Consider the following 15,668-nt stretch of genomic DNA (forward strand, 5'->3'; position numbering starts at 1 on the left):
CGGCGAAGAAGGTTGCAGCCAAGAAGGTCGCGGTGAAGAAGGTTGCCGCGAAGAAGGCAGCGCCGGCCAAGAAGGCGGCGGCGAAGAAGGTTGCAGCCAAGAAGGTCGCGGTGAAGAAGGTTGCCGCGAAGAAGGCAGCGCCGGCCAAGAAGGCGGCAGCGAAGAAGGTTGCAGCCAAGAAGGCTGCGCCCGCGAAGAAGGCTGCGCCTGCTGCGAAGAAGGCCGCTCCCGCCGCGAAGAAGGCTGCGCCCGCGAAGAAGGCTGCCGCTCCGAAGAAGGCCGTCGTGAAGAAGGCTGCGCCGGCAACGACGGCGTCGACGGCATCGGTCGCACCGGCATCGGGCGTGAAGACCGCGCTGAACCCGGCTGCTGCATGGCCGTTCCCGACCGGCAGCCGTCCGTAATCGCTGTCCTGTCGGACGCTGCTATCTATATAGCGTGTCCGCGGATTGAGTAGGCCTACTCAAACCGAAATCCCGCCACGGCGTGCCGTCGGCGGGATTTTTTATGCCTGCGCGCAGGCGGGCGCGCTTCGCGCGCAGGCATAAAAAAACGCATGCGCGAGTTACGCGCATGCGTCGGATCGCGGCTCACGCCGCGTGCTGAGGTCAGTCCGCTCAGTGCGTGACGCGGGTCACGCCGCCGCTCGACAGCAGTCGCACGCGTTCGCCCGCGCGGAATACTTCCGCCGTCGCCGCTTGCGTGATCGAGCGCAGGTCGCCGTTGTCGAGACGCACCGTGATTTCGACACCGTTGGCATTGCTCAAACCCTGGCCGAGCGCATTGCCCGCGACTGCGCCGGCGAGGCCGCCCGCGATCGCGGTCAGGATCGAGCCCTTGCCGCCGCCGATCGCGCTGCCGGCCACCGCGCCGAGCGCGCCGCCGCCGAGCGTGCCGATCGCCGCGCCGCCGCCTTCGCCTTCGATCTTCACCGCGCGCACGCTTTCGACCGTGCCGAGGCGCACGGTTTGTTCGCGCTGCGCCTGGCCGACGCTATAGACGTCGGCCGACCCCGGCGGGGTGAAGCAGCCGGTCAGCGTTACCGATGCGACCAGCATGGCCGCGAGCGTCAGGGTTTTCTTGTTCAACATGTGTCGTGCTCTCCAACTCTTTCAGTTCATTTGAGACTGTAACCGAACGCGGTTTCAAAGCGAGCGTTGATTTCCGCGCGGCTCGGTGCATAGGTTTGCGGCCCTTGGGCCGCGATCTTGAGTGAGCCCATCAGGCTGGCGAGGCGGCCGGTGGTCGCCCAGTCCAGCCCGTGCTCGATGCCGTACAGCAGACCACCGCGGAAGGCGTCGCCGCATCCGGTCGGATCGACGATGCGCTCGGCCGGAACGACCGGAATCTGCTCGTCGCCGCCCTTGAGGCGGATGGTCGCGCCGTGCTCGCCGCGCGTGATGATGAGGGCCTGAACCCGGCCGGCGATTTCGTCTTCGGACCAACCCGTTTTGTCGCTCACCAGCTTGGCTTCGTAATCGTTGACAGCAACGTAAGACGCAAGTTCAATGCTGCGGCGCAATGTAGCACCGTCGAACAGCGGCAGGCCCTGGCCCGGATCGAAGATGAACGGCACGCCGGCAGCCGCGAGTTCCTCGGTGTGCTGGACCATGCCCTGGAACCCGTCCGGGCCGACGATCGCGAGCTTGATGTCCTTCGCCTCGCCCGCATGGTTCAGGTGGGACTGCATCATCGCGCCCGGGTGGAATGCGGCGAGCTGGTTGTTGTCGAGGTCGGTCGTGATCATCGCCTGCGCCGAGTGCATCTCGGGCAGTACGCGCACGTGTTCCTTCGACATGCCGAGCTGGTCGAGGCGATCGAGGTAGGGCTGCGCGTCGACCGCGCCGAGCGTGCCCATGATGCGCGCGTCGCCGCCCAGCAGGTGCAGCGCGTAGCCGATGTTGCCCGCGCAGCCGCCGAATTCGCGCCGCATCGTCGGCACGAGGAAGCTCAGGTTGATCATGTGCACCTGGTCGGGCAGGATGTGCTCCCGAAAGCGCCCTTCGAACGTCATGATGCTGTCGTAGGCGATCGAACCGCAGATAAGCGTAGCCAAGATAGCGTCCTTAGATATCAGTAGTTTTTTGTCGGCCCGGATGCGCGTACGCCGCGCACGGATGCGCGGCGTACGGCGGTCGCTCGGAGTGGATGGGGGTCAGTTCAGTGCGGCGAGCGCAGCCTCGTAGTTCGGCTCGTCCTTGATCTCGCCCACGAGTTCAGCGTGCGCGACCTTGTCGTGCTCGTCGAGCACCACCACGGCGCGCGCGGTCAGCCCATTGAGCGGGCCGCTCGTCACGTCGACGCCGTAGGCGCCGGCGAAGGCCCGGCCGGCGCGGAAGGTCGACGCGGTGACGACGTTCGCGAGGCCTTCGGTCGTGCAGAAGCGGGTGGCCGCGAACGGCAGGTCGCCCGACACCACGATCACCACCGTGTTCGCGAGCTTGCTCGCCGCTTCGTTGAACTTGCGGGTCGAGGTGGCGCAGGTCGGCGTGTCCAGGCTCGGCACGATGTTCAGCACCTTGCGCTTGCCCGCGAAGCTGGCGAGCGACAGGTCGGCGAGATCCTTGCCGACCAGCTTGAAATCGGGGGCTTGTGAACCGACGGTCGGGAAGGTGCCGGCGATCTCGATCGGGTTGCCACCCAGCGTGACTTTGCTCATGTTCGTGCTCCGGAATGATGCGTCGACGTGACGCACGGGTTGAAGGCTGGCGCGCGAAGGCGCGCCGTTTTACGGATAAAAGATCTGGACGCGGAAATTCGAGGCGGTGACGTCACCCGTCTCGATCCGGACGACCATGGTCTGCGTCGCGCCGGCCGGAATGCCCGCGTCGACCGACGCGCCGGGGCGGACATAATCACGCGGCGCGAGTACGCGGCGCACCGCCACGCGGTTGGCCTCGTCGAGCAGCGTCAGTTCGATCGCGGGATAGGCGAGCGCGACCGAATAATGATTGGTGAGCGGCACCTTCAGCTCCAGCACGTGCGGCCCGTCGAGCTGGCGCAGGTCGGACGCGTCGAGCCGCAGCCCGTCGATCGCGCGCGGCGGCGCGACGTGGCAGCCGAGCGTCGCGCAGGCCCGCGCGAACAGCGTCTGGCTGGTCGGCCAGTAGACCATCGCCTTTTCACGCTGCCACCACGCGAGCTGCACGATCAGCAGCAGCGCGAGCGTCAGCGCCAGCCCGATCACGAAGCCGCCCAGCACCCGCAGGAAGCCGCCGCGACGCTGCGGCGCGCGGGTCTCGCGCGTCATCGCGAAGTGTTCGCGCGCATCGTCGGCGGGCGCGGTTGCGAACGGAACCTCCGGCGGCGACGTGAAGTGCGGCTCGCGGTGATCGCGATCGCCGTCGGGCGTGACCATTGCAGCGGCGCCGGCCGCGAGGGTCGGTTCCAGCGCGGCGGGCGAGGCGTCGTGCCCAGCCGCAGGCGGGGCCGATTCGGAGGAACGCTGCCGTCCGGCCGCGGCCGGAAGCGGATCGGGTTCGGCGTGTGCCGGTTCGGCGACGAGCGGCACCGGCGCGCCGGAGAAGCGTGCAACGGCGCTCGCGCCGTCGGCGCCGGGGCCGCTGCGGTCCGGCAGCGCAAGCGGCACGAGCGGCGTGGTGCTGACGTTCGCGCCGCTGTGCTGGAGGGCCGGGTCGATGCCGCCGTCGAGCCAGGGCGCCCACATGTCCCACGCGCCGGGCGCGAAATCCTGCTCGTGAGTGGGCGAGGCGGTCGACTCGGTCGTCGCGAACGTGTGATTCGGGATGACCACGGGGGGCACGGCAGGCCGCGCAGCATGCGTTGGTTCGTGTTCGGCCGGCGGCGCTGCGTCGGGCGCGAGCGGGTGTTGCGTGGCGGGCGGGACGTCGGACGCCGCCGTATGCTCGACGGCCAGGGTGTCATGTGGCGTCGGCGTCTCGGGCGATGCGTCGGCGTCGGGTGTGTGTGCCGCAGGCGTGTCGGTTGCCGCAGCGATCTCGCCGCGCGCTGCTTCGACGCCGGGCGCGGACGCTTCATCGAAGGCGGATCGTGCCGTGGCCGAATCGTGAGCGTGTGCGGTTGCTACGGGCGCATCGGCAACGGGCGCGGGAATCTCGTCGTGCGTTGCCGCGATGTCGGGCGCGGACGCTTCATCGGAGGCGGACTTTGCCGTGGCCGAATCGTGAGCGTGTGCGGTTGCTACGGGCGCATCGGCAACCGGCGCGGCGATCTCGTCGTGCGTTGCCGCGATACCGGCGGGCGTCTCGATCTCATCGGCGGCGGTGCGTGTCGCGGCCGGATCGTGCGCGGGCGTGGCGTTATCGTGCGTTTCGGCCGGCGCAGCAGGCGCAACGTGCGTGGGCGGCTCCGAGGCAGGCGAGTGGCGGGCTGCCGCGTCGTCGGCGGCGGCGCCCTCGGCGGAGGGCGACCCGGCCGGCCGCGGCGCATCGCGCGGCGGCGCGACCTCGTGCGCGATCGGCGACGGGGTGGACGACGGGATCGGCGCGGCCGGGCTGTCCGCCGCGCGCGCGGCGGCGTCGAGCAGCGGCCCGGGCTCGACGAGCGAACTGGCCGCGTCGAATACCTGCTGGCATTGGCCGCAGCGCACGAGCCCGCCGTGCAGCGTCAGGTGATCCTGCCGCAGCCGGAAGACGGTTTCACAATGAGGACAGCGCGTCGCGAGGAGCATGGGTAGCCGGGCGGCCAGCTGGGCCTGAGTGAAAGACAGCGCTTATTCTAATGGCTTTCGCGTCGCGTTCCGGCCAGACAGACCCAACCTTCGTGTTCGCGCCACACGGCAATGTCGATATAGCGCGCATAGACGCTCGCGACTTCCTCCGCCTGGCGCGCCAGCACGCCCGACAGCGCGAGGCGCCCGCCCGGTTTCACCTTCGACGCGAGCATCGACGCCATCAGCTTGAGCGGGTTCGACAGGATGTTCGCCACCACGATGTCGAATTCTCCCGCCGGGCAATCGTCCGGCAGCCCGTAGGTCACGTCGGCGTGGTTGCGCGCGCTGTTCTGGCGCGCCGATTCGACGGCCTGCGGGTCGATGTCGATGCCGGTCACCGGCTGCGCGCCGCATTTGCGCGCGAGAATCGCGAGGATCCCCGAGCCGCAGCCGTAGTCGAGCACCGACTGGCCGGGCCGCACCGTCTGCTCGAGCCATTCCATGCAGAGCCGCGTGGTCGGATGGCTGCCCGTGCCGAAAGCCAGGCCCGGATCGAGTTCGAGTACGAGCGCGTCGGGATCCGGCGCCGCGTGCCACGACGGCACCACCCAGATCCGCTCGCCGATGGGGATCGGCTCGAATTGCGACTGGGTGAGCCGCACCCAATCCTGCTCCGCGACTTCGCGCACGCTGAAGGCGGGCGTATCCGCCAGCCCCAGCGCATTGGCGGCGGCGGCGAGCAGCACCGCCGGCTCGCGCTGCGCATCGAGCAGCGCGACCACGCGCGAACGCTGCCATGCGGTGCGTTCGGGCGTGAGGCCGGGCTCGCCGAAGAGCGGCTGCTCGTCCGGCGTGTCCGCGTCGGCGTCCTCGACGGACACCGACAGCGCGCCGAGGTCGAGCAGCGCGTCCGACAGGGCTTCCGCGTGCTCGCGCGCGAGTTCGACGACGAGTTCCCGATAGCTCATGGCTTACGCTTCGTCCCGTGCGACCTGCTGGCGTTCCGCCAGACGGTTTTCGAGGTAGTGGATGCTGGTGCCGCCCTCGACGAACTTCGCGTCGAGCATCAGCTCGCGGTGCAGCGGGATGTTGGTCAGGATGCCTTCGACCACCATTTCCGACAGCGCGATGCGCATGCGCTGGATCGCCTGGTCGCGGGTCGCGCCGTAGGAGATCAGCTTGCCGATCATCGAATCATAGTTCGGCGGCACGAAATAGCCGTTGTACGCGTGCGAATCGACGCGGATCCCGGGGCCGCCCGGCGTATGCCACGACGTGATCCGGCCCGGCGACGGCGTGAACTTGAACGGATCTTCCGCGTTGATCCGGCACTCGATCGCGTGACCGCGGAACTGGATGTCGCGCTGGCGGAAGCCGAGCTTCTCGCCGGCCGCGATGCGGATCTGTTCCTGCACGATATCGACGCCGGTGATCAGCTCCGTCACCGGGTGCTCGACCTGCACGCGCGTGTTCATCTCGATGAAGTAGAACTCGTTGTTCTCGTACAGGAACTCGAAGGTGCCCGCGCCGAGGTAGCCCATCTTCTTGCAGGCGTCCGCGCAGCGATCGCCGATCCGGTCGATCAGGCGGCGCGCGATGCCGGGCGCCGGCGCTTCCTCGATCACCTTCTGGTGGCGGCGCTGCATCGAGCAGTCGCGCTCGCCGAGCCAGACGGCGTTCTTGTGCGAATCCGAGAGCACCTGGATTTCGATGTGGCGCGGATTCTCGAGGAACTTCTCCATATAGACCTGTGGATTGCCGAACGCACGGCCGGCTTCCTCGCGGGTCATGTTGACCGCATTCACGAGCGCGGCCTCGGTGTGCACGACGCGCATCCCGCGCCCGCCGCCGCCGCCCGCCGCCTTGATGATGACGGGATAGCCGACCGCACGCGCAATTTTCACGATCTCCTTCGGATCGTCCGGCAACGCGCCGTCCGAACCCGGCACGCAGGGCACGCCGGTGCGCATCATGGTCTGCTTCGCGGTGACCTTGTCACCCATCATGCGGATCGTGTCGGGACGCGGCCCGATGAAGGTGAAGCCCGATTGCTCGACGCGCTCGGCGAAGTCGGCGTTCTCGGACAGGAAGCCGTAGCCCGGGTGGATCGCCTCGGCATCGGTGACTTCGGCCGCGCTGATCAGCGCCGGCATGTTCAGGTAGCTGAGGTTCGACGGCGCCGGGCCGATACAGACGGCTTCGTCGGCGAGCCGCACGTATTTCGCTTCCTTGTCGGCTTCCGAATAGACGACGACCGTCTTGACGCCCAGCTCGCGGCACGCGCGCTGGATGCGCAGTGCGATTTCGCCGCGATTGGCAATGAGGATTTTTTCAAACATAACGAGTATTCGTCTCTTCAAGGGGCGCGCGCGAGGCGCGCCTTAAGAGGATCGGCGTCGCGCAGCGCGAGGGCGCGCGGCGGTCCGCGAGGCTGTTCGCACGACGGCTCGTCAGCCGATCACGAACAGCGGCTGGCCGTACTCGACCGCCTGGCCGTTGTCGACGAGGATTTCCTTGATGACGCCTGCCTTGTCCGATTCGATCTCGTTGAGCAGCTTCATCGCTTCGATGATGCAGAGGGTCTGGCCTTCCTTCACGGTGTCGCCGATCTGGGCGAACGGATCGGCGCCCGGCGACGGTGCGCGGTAGAAGGTGCCGACCATCGGCGAGGTGACCACGTGGCCCTGCGGCGCGCTGGCCGCGGGGGCCGCGCCGGCCGCGGCCGGTGCGCCGGCTTCGGCGGCGAGAGGCGCGGCGGCCGGGGCCATGCTGACTTGCGGGGCGAAACCGCTCGATTGCTGGACATAGACCGGCGGCGCGTTCTTGACGATGCGCACCTTGCCTTCGCCTTCGGTGACTTCCAGCTCGGAGATGCCGGATTCGGAGACGAGGTCGATCAGAGTTTTCAGCTTACGAAGATCCATCGGGAGTTCCCCTTTTCAATACGTGAAACGCCGGTTTGAACCGGCGTTGAATCGAGTTCTTGATCAATCAGCCGCGCGACGCGCCTTGCAGCTTGTCGAGCGCGTAGTCGAGCGCGTAGAGGTAACCGCGCCAGCCGAGGCCGCAGATCACGCCGTCGGCGAGATCTGACAAATAGGAGTGTTGCCGGAACGGTTCGCGACGGTGCACGTTCGACAGATGCACTTCCACGAACGGTATCCCGACGCCCGCGAGCGCGTCGCGGATCGCGATGCTCGTGTGCGTGTACGCGGCCGGATTGATCAGGATGAAGTCGGTCTGCTCATTCCGGGCCGCCTGGATCCGGTCCACGAGCGCGCCTTCATGATTGCTCTGGAACGACGCCAGTTCGGCGCCGGCCTGCTGCGCCCGCTCGGTCAGCGCCTGATCGATCTGCGCAAGCGTCACGCGGCCGTACACCTCCGGTTCCCGGGTGCCGAGAAGGTTCAGGTTGGGGCCGTGCAGCACCAGCAATCGTGTCATGGTCGCTTCTTTTTCTGCGGAATTGCGCGAACTTTAGCGCTGATTAGAGAAATTTGTCTAGTTTTGCCGAATGGTCCGCGGCGCGCGACCAGCGTGGCGCATCGTTTCGCGATTTAACAATCAGCTAACTGCATTGATTTTGATGTCAATCAGGCCGGTTCTGCGCATAACGCGCAGAACCAAAATTCACGCGATCAGAGCGCGTCGAGCGTGCGTTTCAGGGCATCCGGCTGAATTTGCCCCAATTTTGTCTCACGAACCTTGCCGGTTTCGTCGATGACGACCGTGAAGGGCAGCGCGCCCGCGCTGTTGCCGAACTGGCGGGCGAGGTCCGCGCCCGCGTAGCCGCTGACGAACACCGGGTAGTCGACCTTCACCTTCTGCAGGAAGGCCTTCACGTTCTTCTCGGAATCGACCCCGATCCCGATGAAACGGATGCCCTTCTTGCGGTATTCGTGCGACAGGCGCACGAGTTCCGGCATTTCCTCGACGCACGGGCCGCACCACGAGGCCCAGAAATTGACGACGACCTTCTGGCCCTTGAAAGCGGTCAGCACTTGCGGTTTGCCGTCGGCGTCGGTCATCGGCGCGGCCCACAGCATGTCGACCGCGTTGCCTTTCGCGGGCGCGGCCTCGGCCGTGTTCTCGAGCGAGCCGCCGCGCACCCAGTGACCGGCGGCAAAGCCGCCGACGATGGCGATCGCCGCGACCGCGGCGCCCGCCAGGATTCGTTTGGTATTCATCATCCGTTCAATTCCGCGTTCAAAGGAGTGCCGGCGCCGCCGAGCAGCGCGCGCAGCGCGTTCGCGTCGGCCCGCGCGAGCCGGCCGCGCGCGTCGGCCCGGACCGCGCCGCGCAGGTCGTCGCTTGTATACAGTGAGACATGCAGGCCGACGGGCTCCGCGGCGCGGCGCTCGCGCCACAGGAAGCTCAGCGTCTCGACTTCGCCGCGCCCCGCGAAGTGGCGGGTCTCGGATACGTCGTACTGGATGTTCTCGTTCAGCAGATAGATCGCCACGTCCTTCTGGCTGTCGGAGAAGGTCTGCAGATGGATGTCCGAGTGTGCGTTCGCGGTGCCATTCAGCACGGCGCCCGTGACATACGGATTGAATTGCGCGAGCCGTGCCATCCAGGCAAGCGCGATCTCGCGCAGGCGCAGCAGCTCGGCCGGCTGCGTGTCCGACTGGAACAGCGCCAGGTATTCGTGCAGTTCCGCCTCGATCTGGTCGTTATCCGGCAGCCATTCGCCCGCAATCCGCGTATCGCCGATCAGCTGGCGCGCGGCCTTGCGCTTGGCGCCCGCGTAATCGAGCCCATCTTCGGCGATCAGGCGAGCCGCGGCCAGGGCGATTTCCTCGCGCACGCGACGCGGATCGAGTAAGGGTTTTCGAGACATGATGCGCCCATCATACTAGATCGGCCCGCCGCAACCCGCGCGGCGGCAAGCCGCGGCAGCGAGGTCGGTGCGGCGGGCCCGTTGCGGCAAGGCCGGCACGGCGGGACCGGCTCGGCGGGACCGTCAGTTACAATAACGGCCTTCGCGCGGCGGCAGGCGCGCCACCCATGCGGGCGGCGCGCGCCGTTGCCGGGCCTACGTCTTCGACTCTACGCCGATGCGGCGCGACTGTTCTATGCATATCCACATTCTTGGCATCTGCGGCACCTTCATGGGCGGTCTCGCCGTGCTCGCGCGCGAGGCCGGCCATACGGTCACGGGGTGCGACGCGGGCGTCTATCCGCCGATGAGCACCCAGCTCGAGGCGCAGGGCATCCAGTTGATCGAAGGATACGGCGTCGAGCAGCTCGACCTGAAGCCGGACCTGTTCGTGATCGGCAACGTGGTGTCGCGTGGCAATCCGCTGATGGAGGCGATCCTCGACCGCGGGCTGCCGTATACGTCCGGTCCGCAGTGGCTCGGCGGGCACGTGCTCGCCGGCAAATGGGTGCTGGCCGTCGCGGGCACCCACGGCAAGACCACCACCAGCTCGATGCTCGCCTGGCTGCTCGAGGACGCCGGCCTCAACCCCGGCTTCCTGATCGGCGGCGTGCCGCTGAACTTCGGCGTGTCGGCGCGGCTCACCGATTCGAGCTTCTTCGTGATCGAGGCCGACGAATACGACACCGCCTTCTTCGACAAGCGCTCGAAGTTCGTCCACTACCGGCCGCGGACCGCGATCCTGAACAACCTGGAATTCGATCACGCCGACATCTTCCCCGATCTCGCCGCGATCGAGACGCAATTCCATCACCTGGTCCGCACCGTGCCGGGCCTGGGCCGGCTCGTGAGCAACGGCCGCGAGGCCGCGCTCGACCGGGTGCTCGCGCGCGGTTGCTGGAGCGAGGTCGAGCGCTTCGGCGTCGACGGCGGCTGGCAGGCGCTGCCTGTCGAGGACGGCGTGCCGGTCGACGCGCGCTTCGCCGTGTATGCGCGCGGCGAACGGGTCGGCGAGGTCGACTGGGCGGTGCAGGGCGAACACAACCGCCAGAACGCGCTGGCCGCGATCGCGGCCGCGCGCCACGTCGGCGTGCCGCCTGCGCAGGCGGCGGCGTCGCTGTCGACGTTCCGCAACGTGAAGCGTCGGATGGAGGTGCGCGGCAGCGTCGACGGCGTGACGGTCTACGACGACTTCGCGCATCACCCCACCGCGATCGAAACCACGATCGCCGGGCTTCGCGCGCGGATCGGCAGCGAAAACACCCGGATCCTTGCGGTGCTCGAGCCGCGTTCGAACACCATGAAGCTCGGCGTGATGAAGGCGCAGCTGCCCGCGAGCCTTGCCGACGCCGATCTGGTGTTCGGCTACGGCGCGCCCGGCAGCGGCCGCGACGCGCTCGGCTGGAGTCTCGCCGACGCGCTCGCGCCGCTGGGGGCGAAGGCGCATGCGTTCGACGACCTGCACGCGCTGGTGAAGGCGGTGACGGCGGCCGCGCGTCCCGGCGACCAGGTGCTCGTGATGAGCAACGGCGGGTTCGGCGGCGTGCATCAGCTGCTGCTCGATGCGCTGTCGGCGCGCGGGAGCGCCGCGTGATCCTGTATCTGCACGGGTTCCGCTCGTCGCCGCAGTCCTTCAAGGCGCAACTGCTGGCCGCACGGCTCGCGGAACGGGGGCGCGCGGACATCTGGCGCTGCCCGGCGCTGCCGGTGTCGCCGTTCGACGCCGTGGCGGCCGCCGAGGCGGCCGTGGCCGGCGCGGCGGCGGACGAGGTGACGGTGATCGGCAGCTCGCTCGGCGGCTACTACGCGACCTGGCTCGCGGAGCGCCACGGCTGGCGCGCGGTCCTGCTGAATCCGGCCACCACGCCGCAGCACGACCTCAGTCACCACCTGGGTGAGCAGCCGTTGTGGCACGGCGGCGGCAGCATCGTCGTCGAGCCGCGGCATCTCGACGAACTGGACGCGCTGCGCGTCGCGGCGATCACGCGGCCCGAGCGCTACTATCTGATCGCGGCGACGGGCGACGAAGTGCTCGATTACCGCCAGATGCTCGCGCACTATCCCGGCGCGCGCACCCGGGTGATCGAAGGCAGCGATCACGGCATCAGCGAATTCGCCGACTATCTCGACGACGTGCTCGCTTTCTGCGACGTCCGCTAGTCGGTCAGTCGGCCGGGGCGGCCCGGCCAACCGCACACACCATCCAACGCGGCGCGGCGTCTCCCTCGCGGGAGGCGCGGCGCCCTGAAGTCTGAACGAGAGTACTGAGTGAACGTTTTCTTCGAGGAATCGGGCAGTTTCAAGGCGGGCAGCGTGCTGTCCCGCCAGGGCGACGCCTTTCAGGTCGAATTGCCGGGCGGCCGGCGCGCGAAGGTCCGCGCGAAGGACGTGCTGATCGAATTCGAAAAACCCGCCGCGGGCGAACTGATGCAGCAGGCGGACGCCGCCGCGCAGCAGATCGATCTCGATTTTCTGTGGGAATGCGCGCCGGAGGAGGAGTTCGCCTATGGCGCGCTCGCCGACGACTACTACGGCGCGGGCTACGGCGCGGTCGAGCGCGCGGCGCTGGTGCTGCGCCTGCACGCCTCGCCCGTCTATTTCCGCCGCAAGGGCCGCGGCCAGTATCAGCGCGCGCCCGAGGAGCAGCTCAAGATGGCGCTCGCCGCGCTCGAACGCAAGCGTCAGCAGGCGCTCGTGCAGGCGGGCTACGAGGAGGAACTGAAGGCGGGCCGGCTGCCCGAGGCATTCGCGGGCAAGGCGCTCGCGCTGCTCACGCGGCCGGACAAGAATTCGATCGAATACAAGGCGCTCGAATCGGCGGCCGGCGCGCGCGGCGAATCGGCCGCGCGGCTGATGCTCGAATGCGGCGGCATTCCGTCCGCGCGCGCGCTGCACGAGGCGCGCTTCCTCGCGGAATTCTTCCCGCACGGCACGGGCTTCCCGCCCGTCACGGTCGGCGCGCTGCCTGATGACCTGCCGCGCGCGAACGTCGAGGCGTTCTCGATCGACGACGTGACCACCACCGAGATCGACGATGCGTTCTCGGTCGAACACCTGTCCGACGGCCGGATCCGGGTCGGCGTGCACATCGCGGCGCCCGCGCTCGGTGTGACGCGCGGCGACGCGGTCGACGCGATCGCGCGCGCGCGGCTGTCGACCGTCTACATGCCCGGCGACAAGATCACGATGCTGCCGGACGACGTCGTCGAGGTGTTCACGCTGAAGGAGGGCGACTACCGTCCGGCGCTGTCGCTCTACATCATCGTCAATCGCGAGACGCAGGAGATCGTCGCGAACGAGACCCGCGCCGAACGGGTGTTCATCAAGCACAACCTGCGCCACAACACGCTCGACGAGCTGGTGACCGAGGATTCCCTCGCGGCCGGCAGCGGCGAGTATCCGCACAAGGATGACATCGCGGTGCTGTGGCCGCTCGCGCAGGCGCTGTTCGAGAAGCGCCAGGTCGCGCGCGCCGGCTACGGGCTGAAGCGCGAGGTGCAGCGCAACACCGACTTCAACTTCTACGTCGAAGGCGAGCACGTGACGATCACGCCGCGCCGGCGCGGCTCGCCGCTCGACCTGATCGTGTCCGAGCTGGCGATTCTCGCGAACTCGACCTGGGGTGCGTTCCTGCACGACCACAGCGTGCCCGGCATCTACCGCTCGCAGCGCGCGTTCGGCATGCCGAGCGGCCCGAAGCGCACCCGCATGCAGACCAGCGCCGCGCCGCACGAAGGGTTGGGCGTCGCGCAGTATGCGTGGAGCACCTCGCCGCTGCGCCGCTACGTCGACCTCGTCAACCAATGGCAGCTGCTCGCGTGCGTGCAGCATGGCGTGACGGCGAAGCTCGCCGCGCCGTTCAAGCCGAAGGACGCCGATCTCTATGCCGTCGTGCAGGGCTTCGACGACACCTATGGCGCGTACGCCGACCACCAGCGCCGCATGGAGTATTTCTGGTGTCTGCGCTGGATCACGCAGGAGGGCCGCAAGCAGGTGGCCGCGACCGTCGTGAAGGGCGACCTGGTGCGCCTCGAGGAAGTGCCGCTGCTGCTGCACGTGCCCGCGCTCGGCGTGCATGCGCGCGGCACGCGCGTGCTGCTCGACGTGATGTCGATCGACGAACTGACGGTCGAGGCATCGGTGCGGCTCGTGAGCGTGCTTGACGCGCCGGTCGTGTCGGGCGGCGAGCCGGCCGACGATGAGGACGAGGCGGGCGACGATTCGCCGGGCGACGAAACGCCGGGCGACGAAACGCCGGGCGACGACTCGCCGGGCGACGAAACCCTGCTCGACGCCGCCGACGCATCGGCCGAGAGCGAAGCGGAAGCGCTTGCCGAGGCGCCGGAGGCCGACGCAACGCCGGCGGACGAGCCCGCGGCGGACGGCAACCCGGAGCGGGCGGCATGAACGCCGTGCGCGACCAGTACGCGGTGATCGGCAATCCGGTCGCGCACAGCAAGTCGCCGTTCATCCATGCCCGCTTCGCCGAGCAGACGGGCGAGGCGCTCGACTACACGCACCGGCTCGCGCCGCTTGACGGCTTCGTCGAGTCGGTGCGCGCGTTCGCCGCCGCCGGCGGCCGCGGACTCAACGTCACGGTGCCGTTCAAGCTCGAAGCGCATGCGCTTGCCGACACGCTGTCGCCGCGCGCGGCCGCGGCGGGCGCGGTCAACACACTGCGCATCGATGCGGCGGGCATCCACGGCGACAACACCGACGGCGTCGGGCTGGTGCGCGACATCGAAGCGAACCTCGGCGTGCGTCTCGCCGGCGCGCGGATCCTGCTGCTCGGCGCGGGCGGGGCGGCGCGCGGCGTGGTGCTGCCGATGCTCGAACGCGCGCCGCTGTCGCTGACGATCGTCAATCGCACGGCGAGCAAGGCGGAGCAACTGGCCGGCCAGTTCTCGCAGGCTGCGCACGAGGCGGGCTGCACGCTCGCGGGCGGCGGGGCCGAGCGGGTCGGGCGCGCGCCCTACGACGTGATCGTCAACGCGACGGCGGGCAGCCTCGACGCGGCGCTGCCCGAGTGCGACCCGGCCGCGTTCGGCGCAGCGACGCTCGCCTACGACATGATGTACGGCGCGCAGCCGACGGTGTTCATGCAGCACGCGACGGCGCTCGGCGCGCGCGCGGCCGACGGGCTGGGCATGCTGGTCGAGCAGGCGGCCGAATCGTTCCGGATCTGGCGCGGCGTGCGCCCCGACAGCGCGCCCGTGCTGGCCGCCCTGCGCGCGGCCCTGAGCCGGTCTTGAGCGTGCTGCCGCGACACGGCGGCGCGGCCGGCGTCGGGGTGGCCCGGCGCGCGGGTCCGCTGCGCTGGCTGGTCTACGCGTCGCTCGTGCTGGCCGGCGCGTGGGCCGCGACCCAACTCTATTATTTCGCGCAGATCGGCCTGTGGGCGGTGCTCAATCCGTCGTCGACCGCCTTCATGCGCGCCGACGCGTGGCGCCTGTCCGCCGCGCAACCGCCCGTCGCGATCCAGCACCAGTGGGTACCCTACGAGCAGATCTCGCGCAACCTGAAGCGCGCGATCATCGCGTCGGAAGACGCCGACTTCGCGAACAACAACGGCTATGAAGTCGACGCGATCCTGCAGGCGTGGGAGCGCAACAAGGCAAAGGGGCGGATCGTCTCCGGCGGTTCGACGATCAGCCAGCAGCTCGCCCGCAACCTGTTCCTGTCGAGCCAGAAGAGCTACGTCCGCAAAGGCCAGGAACTGATCATCACCTGGATGCTCGAGACCTTGCTGGACAAGGAGCGCATCTTCGAGATCTATCTGAATTCCGTCGAGTTCGGCAAGGGCGTGTACGGCGCCGAGGCCGCCGCGCGCTACTACTACCGGGTGCCCGCGAGCCGCCTGAGCGCATGGCAGGCGGCCCGGCTCGCGGTGATGCTGCCGAGTCCGAAATATTTCGACGCGCATCGCGGTTCGCCCTATCTCTCGCAGCGCGCGGGCGTCATCACCCGGCGCATGGGCGCGGCCGAGCTGCCGGCCTCGCAGTAAGCCGGGCGCGCGCTCGCGCATCCCCGTTTCCCCCTCAGGTTTTCTTCGCCTTCGTGAAGCGTCGCAGAAGCGTCGCGGAAAGCGGCTTTCAAAACGGCTACGCGTCGTCTGTTTCGATTACTTCATCTATTTCAGGCTCCTGATCAATGGTT

15 protein-coding genes and 2 pseudogenes are annotated in these 15,668 nt (G+C 68.5%); 6 read left to right on the forward strand and 11 right to left on the reverse strand.

Going from position 1 to position 15,668, the window contains the following annotated elements; genetic code table 11:
* Positions 1-404: histone H1-like DNA-binding protein (locus tag AC1RQF_RS12445; protein WP_492872156.1), on the forward strand; the 404-nt coding region annotated here is incomplete at its 5' end.
* A 213-nt stretch (positions 405-617) separates the two neighbouring features.
* Here AC1RQF_RS12445 and AC1RQF_RS12450 read toward each other — a convergent pair.
* From AC1RQF_RS12450 to AC1RQF_RS12500, 11 genes and pseudogenes are all read right to left on the reverse strand, one after another.
* On the reverse strand, positions 618-1,091 hold the full coding sequence (locus AC1RQF_RS12450; protein ID WP_274001073.1) for an outer membrane lipoprotein: 474 nt from the start codon (positions 1,089-1,091) through the stop codon (positions 618-620).
* A gap of 26 nt (positions 1,092-1,117) precedes the next feature.
* The gene (locus AC1RQF_RS12455) at positions 1,118-2,056 is read right to left on the reverse strand and encodes a carbohydrate kinase family protein (protein ID WP_274001074.1); all 939 of its coding nucleotides are present in this window, start codon (positions 2,054-2,056) and stop codon (positions 1,118-1,120) included.
* Between the two features lie 99 nt (positions 2,057-2,155).
* On the reverse strand, positions 2,156-2,659 hold the full coding sequence (tpx, locus tag AC1RQF_RS12460; RefSeq protein WP_274001075.1) for a thiol peroxidase: 504 nt from the start codon (positions 2,657-2,659) through the stop codon (positions 2,156-2,158).
* A gap of 69 nt (positions 2,660-2,728) precedes the next feature.
* Positions 2,729-3,682 (reverse strand): annotated as a pseudogene (locus AC1RQF_RS12465) (DUF3426 domain-containing protein); the annotation flags it as partial.
* A gap of 903 nt (positions 3,683-4,585) precedes the next feature.
* A pseudogene (locus AC1RQF_RS12470) lies at positions 4,586-4,651 on the reverse strand (MJ0042-type zinc finger domain-containing protein); the annotation flags it as partial.
* A gap of 47 nt (positions 4,652-4,698) precedes the next feature.
* The gene (prmA, locus tag AC1RQF_RS12475) at positions 4,699-5,601 is read right to left on the reverse strand and encodes a 50S ribosomal protein L11 methyltransferase (RefSeq protein WP_274001076.1); all 903 of its coding nucleotides are present in this window, start codon (positions 5,599-5,601) and stop codon (positions 4,699-4,701) included.
* Between the two features lie 3 nt (positions 5,602-5,604).
* Complete coding sequence (accC, locus tag AC1RQF_RS12480) at positions 5,605-6,972, reverse strand: acetyl-CoA carboxylase biotin carboxylase subunit (RefSeq protein WP_274001077.1); 1,368 nt, start codon at positions 6,970-6,972, stop codon at positions 5,605-5,607.
* A 111-nt stretch (positions 6,973-7,083) separates the two neighbouring features.
* Positions 7,084-7,557, reverse strand: coding sequence for an acetyl-CoA carboxylase biotin carboxyl carrier protein (gene accB, locus AC1RQF_RS12485; RefSeq protein ID WP_274001078.1), 474 nt, complete (start codon positions 7,555-7,557; stop codon positions 7,084-7,086).
* A 67-nt stretch (positions 7,558-7,624) separates the two neighbouring features.
* Positions 7,625-8,077 (reverse strand): type II 3-dehydroquinate dehydratase, encoded by a 453-nt coding sequence (gene aroQ, locus AC1RQF_RS12490; protein ID WP_274001079.1) that lies wholly within the window; start codon positions 8,075-8,077, stop codon positions 7,625-7,627.
* 194 nt (positions 8,078-8,271) lie between these two features.
* On the reverse strand, positions 8,272-8,820 hold the full coding sequence (locus AC1RQF_RS12495; protein ID WP_274001080.1) for a TlpA family protein disulfide reductase: 549 nt from the start codon (positions 8,818-8,820) through the stop codon (positions 8,272-8,274).
* The gene (locus AC1RQF_RS12500) at positions 8,820-9,473 is read right to left on the reverse strand and encodes a UDP-N-acetylmuramate--alanine ligase (protein WP_274001081.1); all 654 of its coding nucleotides are present in this window, start codon (positions 9,471-9,473) and stop codon (positions 8,820-8,822) included. Before AC1RQF_RS12500 ends, AC1RQF_RS12495 begins: the two co-directional genes overlap by 1 nt.
* Positions 9,474-9,690: 217 nt before the next feature.
* Between AC1RQF_RS12500 and mpl the strand changes: the two genes are divergently transcribed.
* From mpl to mtgA, 5 genes are all read left to right on the forward strand, one after another.
* Positions 9,691-11,106 carry a UDP-N-acetylmuramate:L-alanyl-gamma-D-glutamyl-meso-diaminopimelate ligase gene (gene mpl / locus AC1RQF_RS12505; RefSeq protein WP_443111553.1) on the forward strand — a complete coding sequence of 472 codons (1,416 nt, stop codon included), beginning with the start codon at positions 9,691-9,693 and terminating at the stop codon, positions 11,104-11,106.
* Positions 11,103-11,672, forward strand: coding sequence for a YqiA/YcfP family alpha/beta fold hydrolase (locus AC1RQF_RS12510; protein ID WP_492872157.1), 570 nt, complete (start codon positions 11,103-11,105; stop codon positions 11,670-11,672). The genes mpl and AC1RQF_RS12510 overlap by 4 nt, the downstream gene beginning before the upstream one ends.
* A 108-nt stretch (positions 11,673-11,780) precedes the next feature.
* Positions 11,781-13,919 carry a ribonuclease catalytic domain-containing protein gene (locus AC1RQF_RS12515; protein WP_492872158.1) on the forward strand — a complete coding sequence of 713 codons (2,139 nt, stop codon included), beginning with the start codon at positions 11,781-11,783 and terminating at the stop codon, positions 13,917-13,919.
* Positions 13,916-14,764, forward strand: a complete 849-nt coding sequence (gene aroE, locus AC1RQF_RS12520) for a shikimate dehydrogenase (RefSeq protein WP_274001086.1) — start codon at positions 13,916-13,918, stop codon at positions 14,762-14,764. The genes AC1RQF_RS12515 and aroE overlap by 4 nt, the downstream gene beginning before the upstream one ends.
* 5 nt (positions 14,765-14,769) lie before the next feature.
* Positions 14,770-15,516: a monofunctional biosynthetic peptidoglycan transglycosylase gene (gene mtgA, locus AC1RQF_RS12525; RefSeq protein WP_274004435.1), complete on the forward strand. Its 747-nt coding sequence runs from the start codon at positions 14,770-14,772 to the stop codon at positions 15,514-15,516.
* The last annotated feature ends 152 nt before the right edge of the window (positions 15,517-15,668 follow it).

Source organism: Burkholderia sp. GW821-FHT14F03, from assembly GCF_058803765.1.

Bases quoted from the DNA above. Each gene is read 5' to 3' on its own strand.
- AC1RQF_RS12450 (WP_274001073.1), bottom strand. From the start codon at position 1,091: ATGTTGAACAAGAAAACCCTGACGCTCGCGGCCATGCTGGTCGCATCG.
- tpx (WP_274001075.1), bottom strand. From the start codon at position 2,659: ATGAGCAAAGTCACGCTGGGTGGCAACCCGATCGAGATCGCCGGCACC.
- prmA (WP_274001076.1), bottom strand. From the start codon at position 5,601: ATGAGCTATCGGGAACTCGTCGTCGAACTCGCGCGCGAGCACGCGGAA.
- accC (WP_274001077.1), bottom strand. From the start codon at position 6,972: ATGTTTGAAAAAATCCTCATTGCCAATCGCGGCGAAATCGCACTGCGC.
- accB (WP_274001078.1), bottom strand. From the start codon at position 7,557: ATGGATCTTCGTAAGCTGAAAACTCTGATCGACCTCGTCTCCGAATCC.
- aroQ (WP_274001079.1), bottom strand. From the start codon at position 8,077: ATGACACGATTGCTGGTGCTGCACGGCCCCAACCTGAACCTTCTCGGC.
- AC1RQF_RS12495 (WP_274001080.1), bottom strand. From the start codon at position 8,820: ATGAATACCAAACGAATCCTGGCGGGCGCCGCGGTCGCGGCGATCGCC.
- AC1RQF_RS12500 (WP_274001081.1), bottom strand. From the start codon at position 9,473: ATGTCTCGAAAACCCTTACTCGATCCGCGTCGCGTGCGCGAGGAAATC.
- mpl (WP_443111553.1), top strand. From the start codon at position 9,691: ATGCGGCGCGACTGTTCTATGCATATCCACATTCTTGGCATCTGCGGC.
- aroE (WP_274001086.1), top strand. From the start codon at position 13,916: ATGAACGCCGTGCGCGACCAGTACGCGGTGATCGGCAATCCGGTCGCG.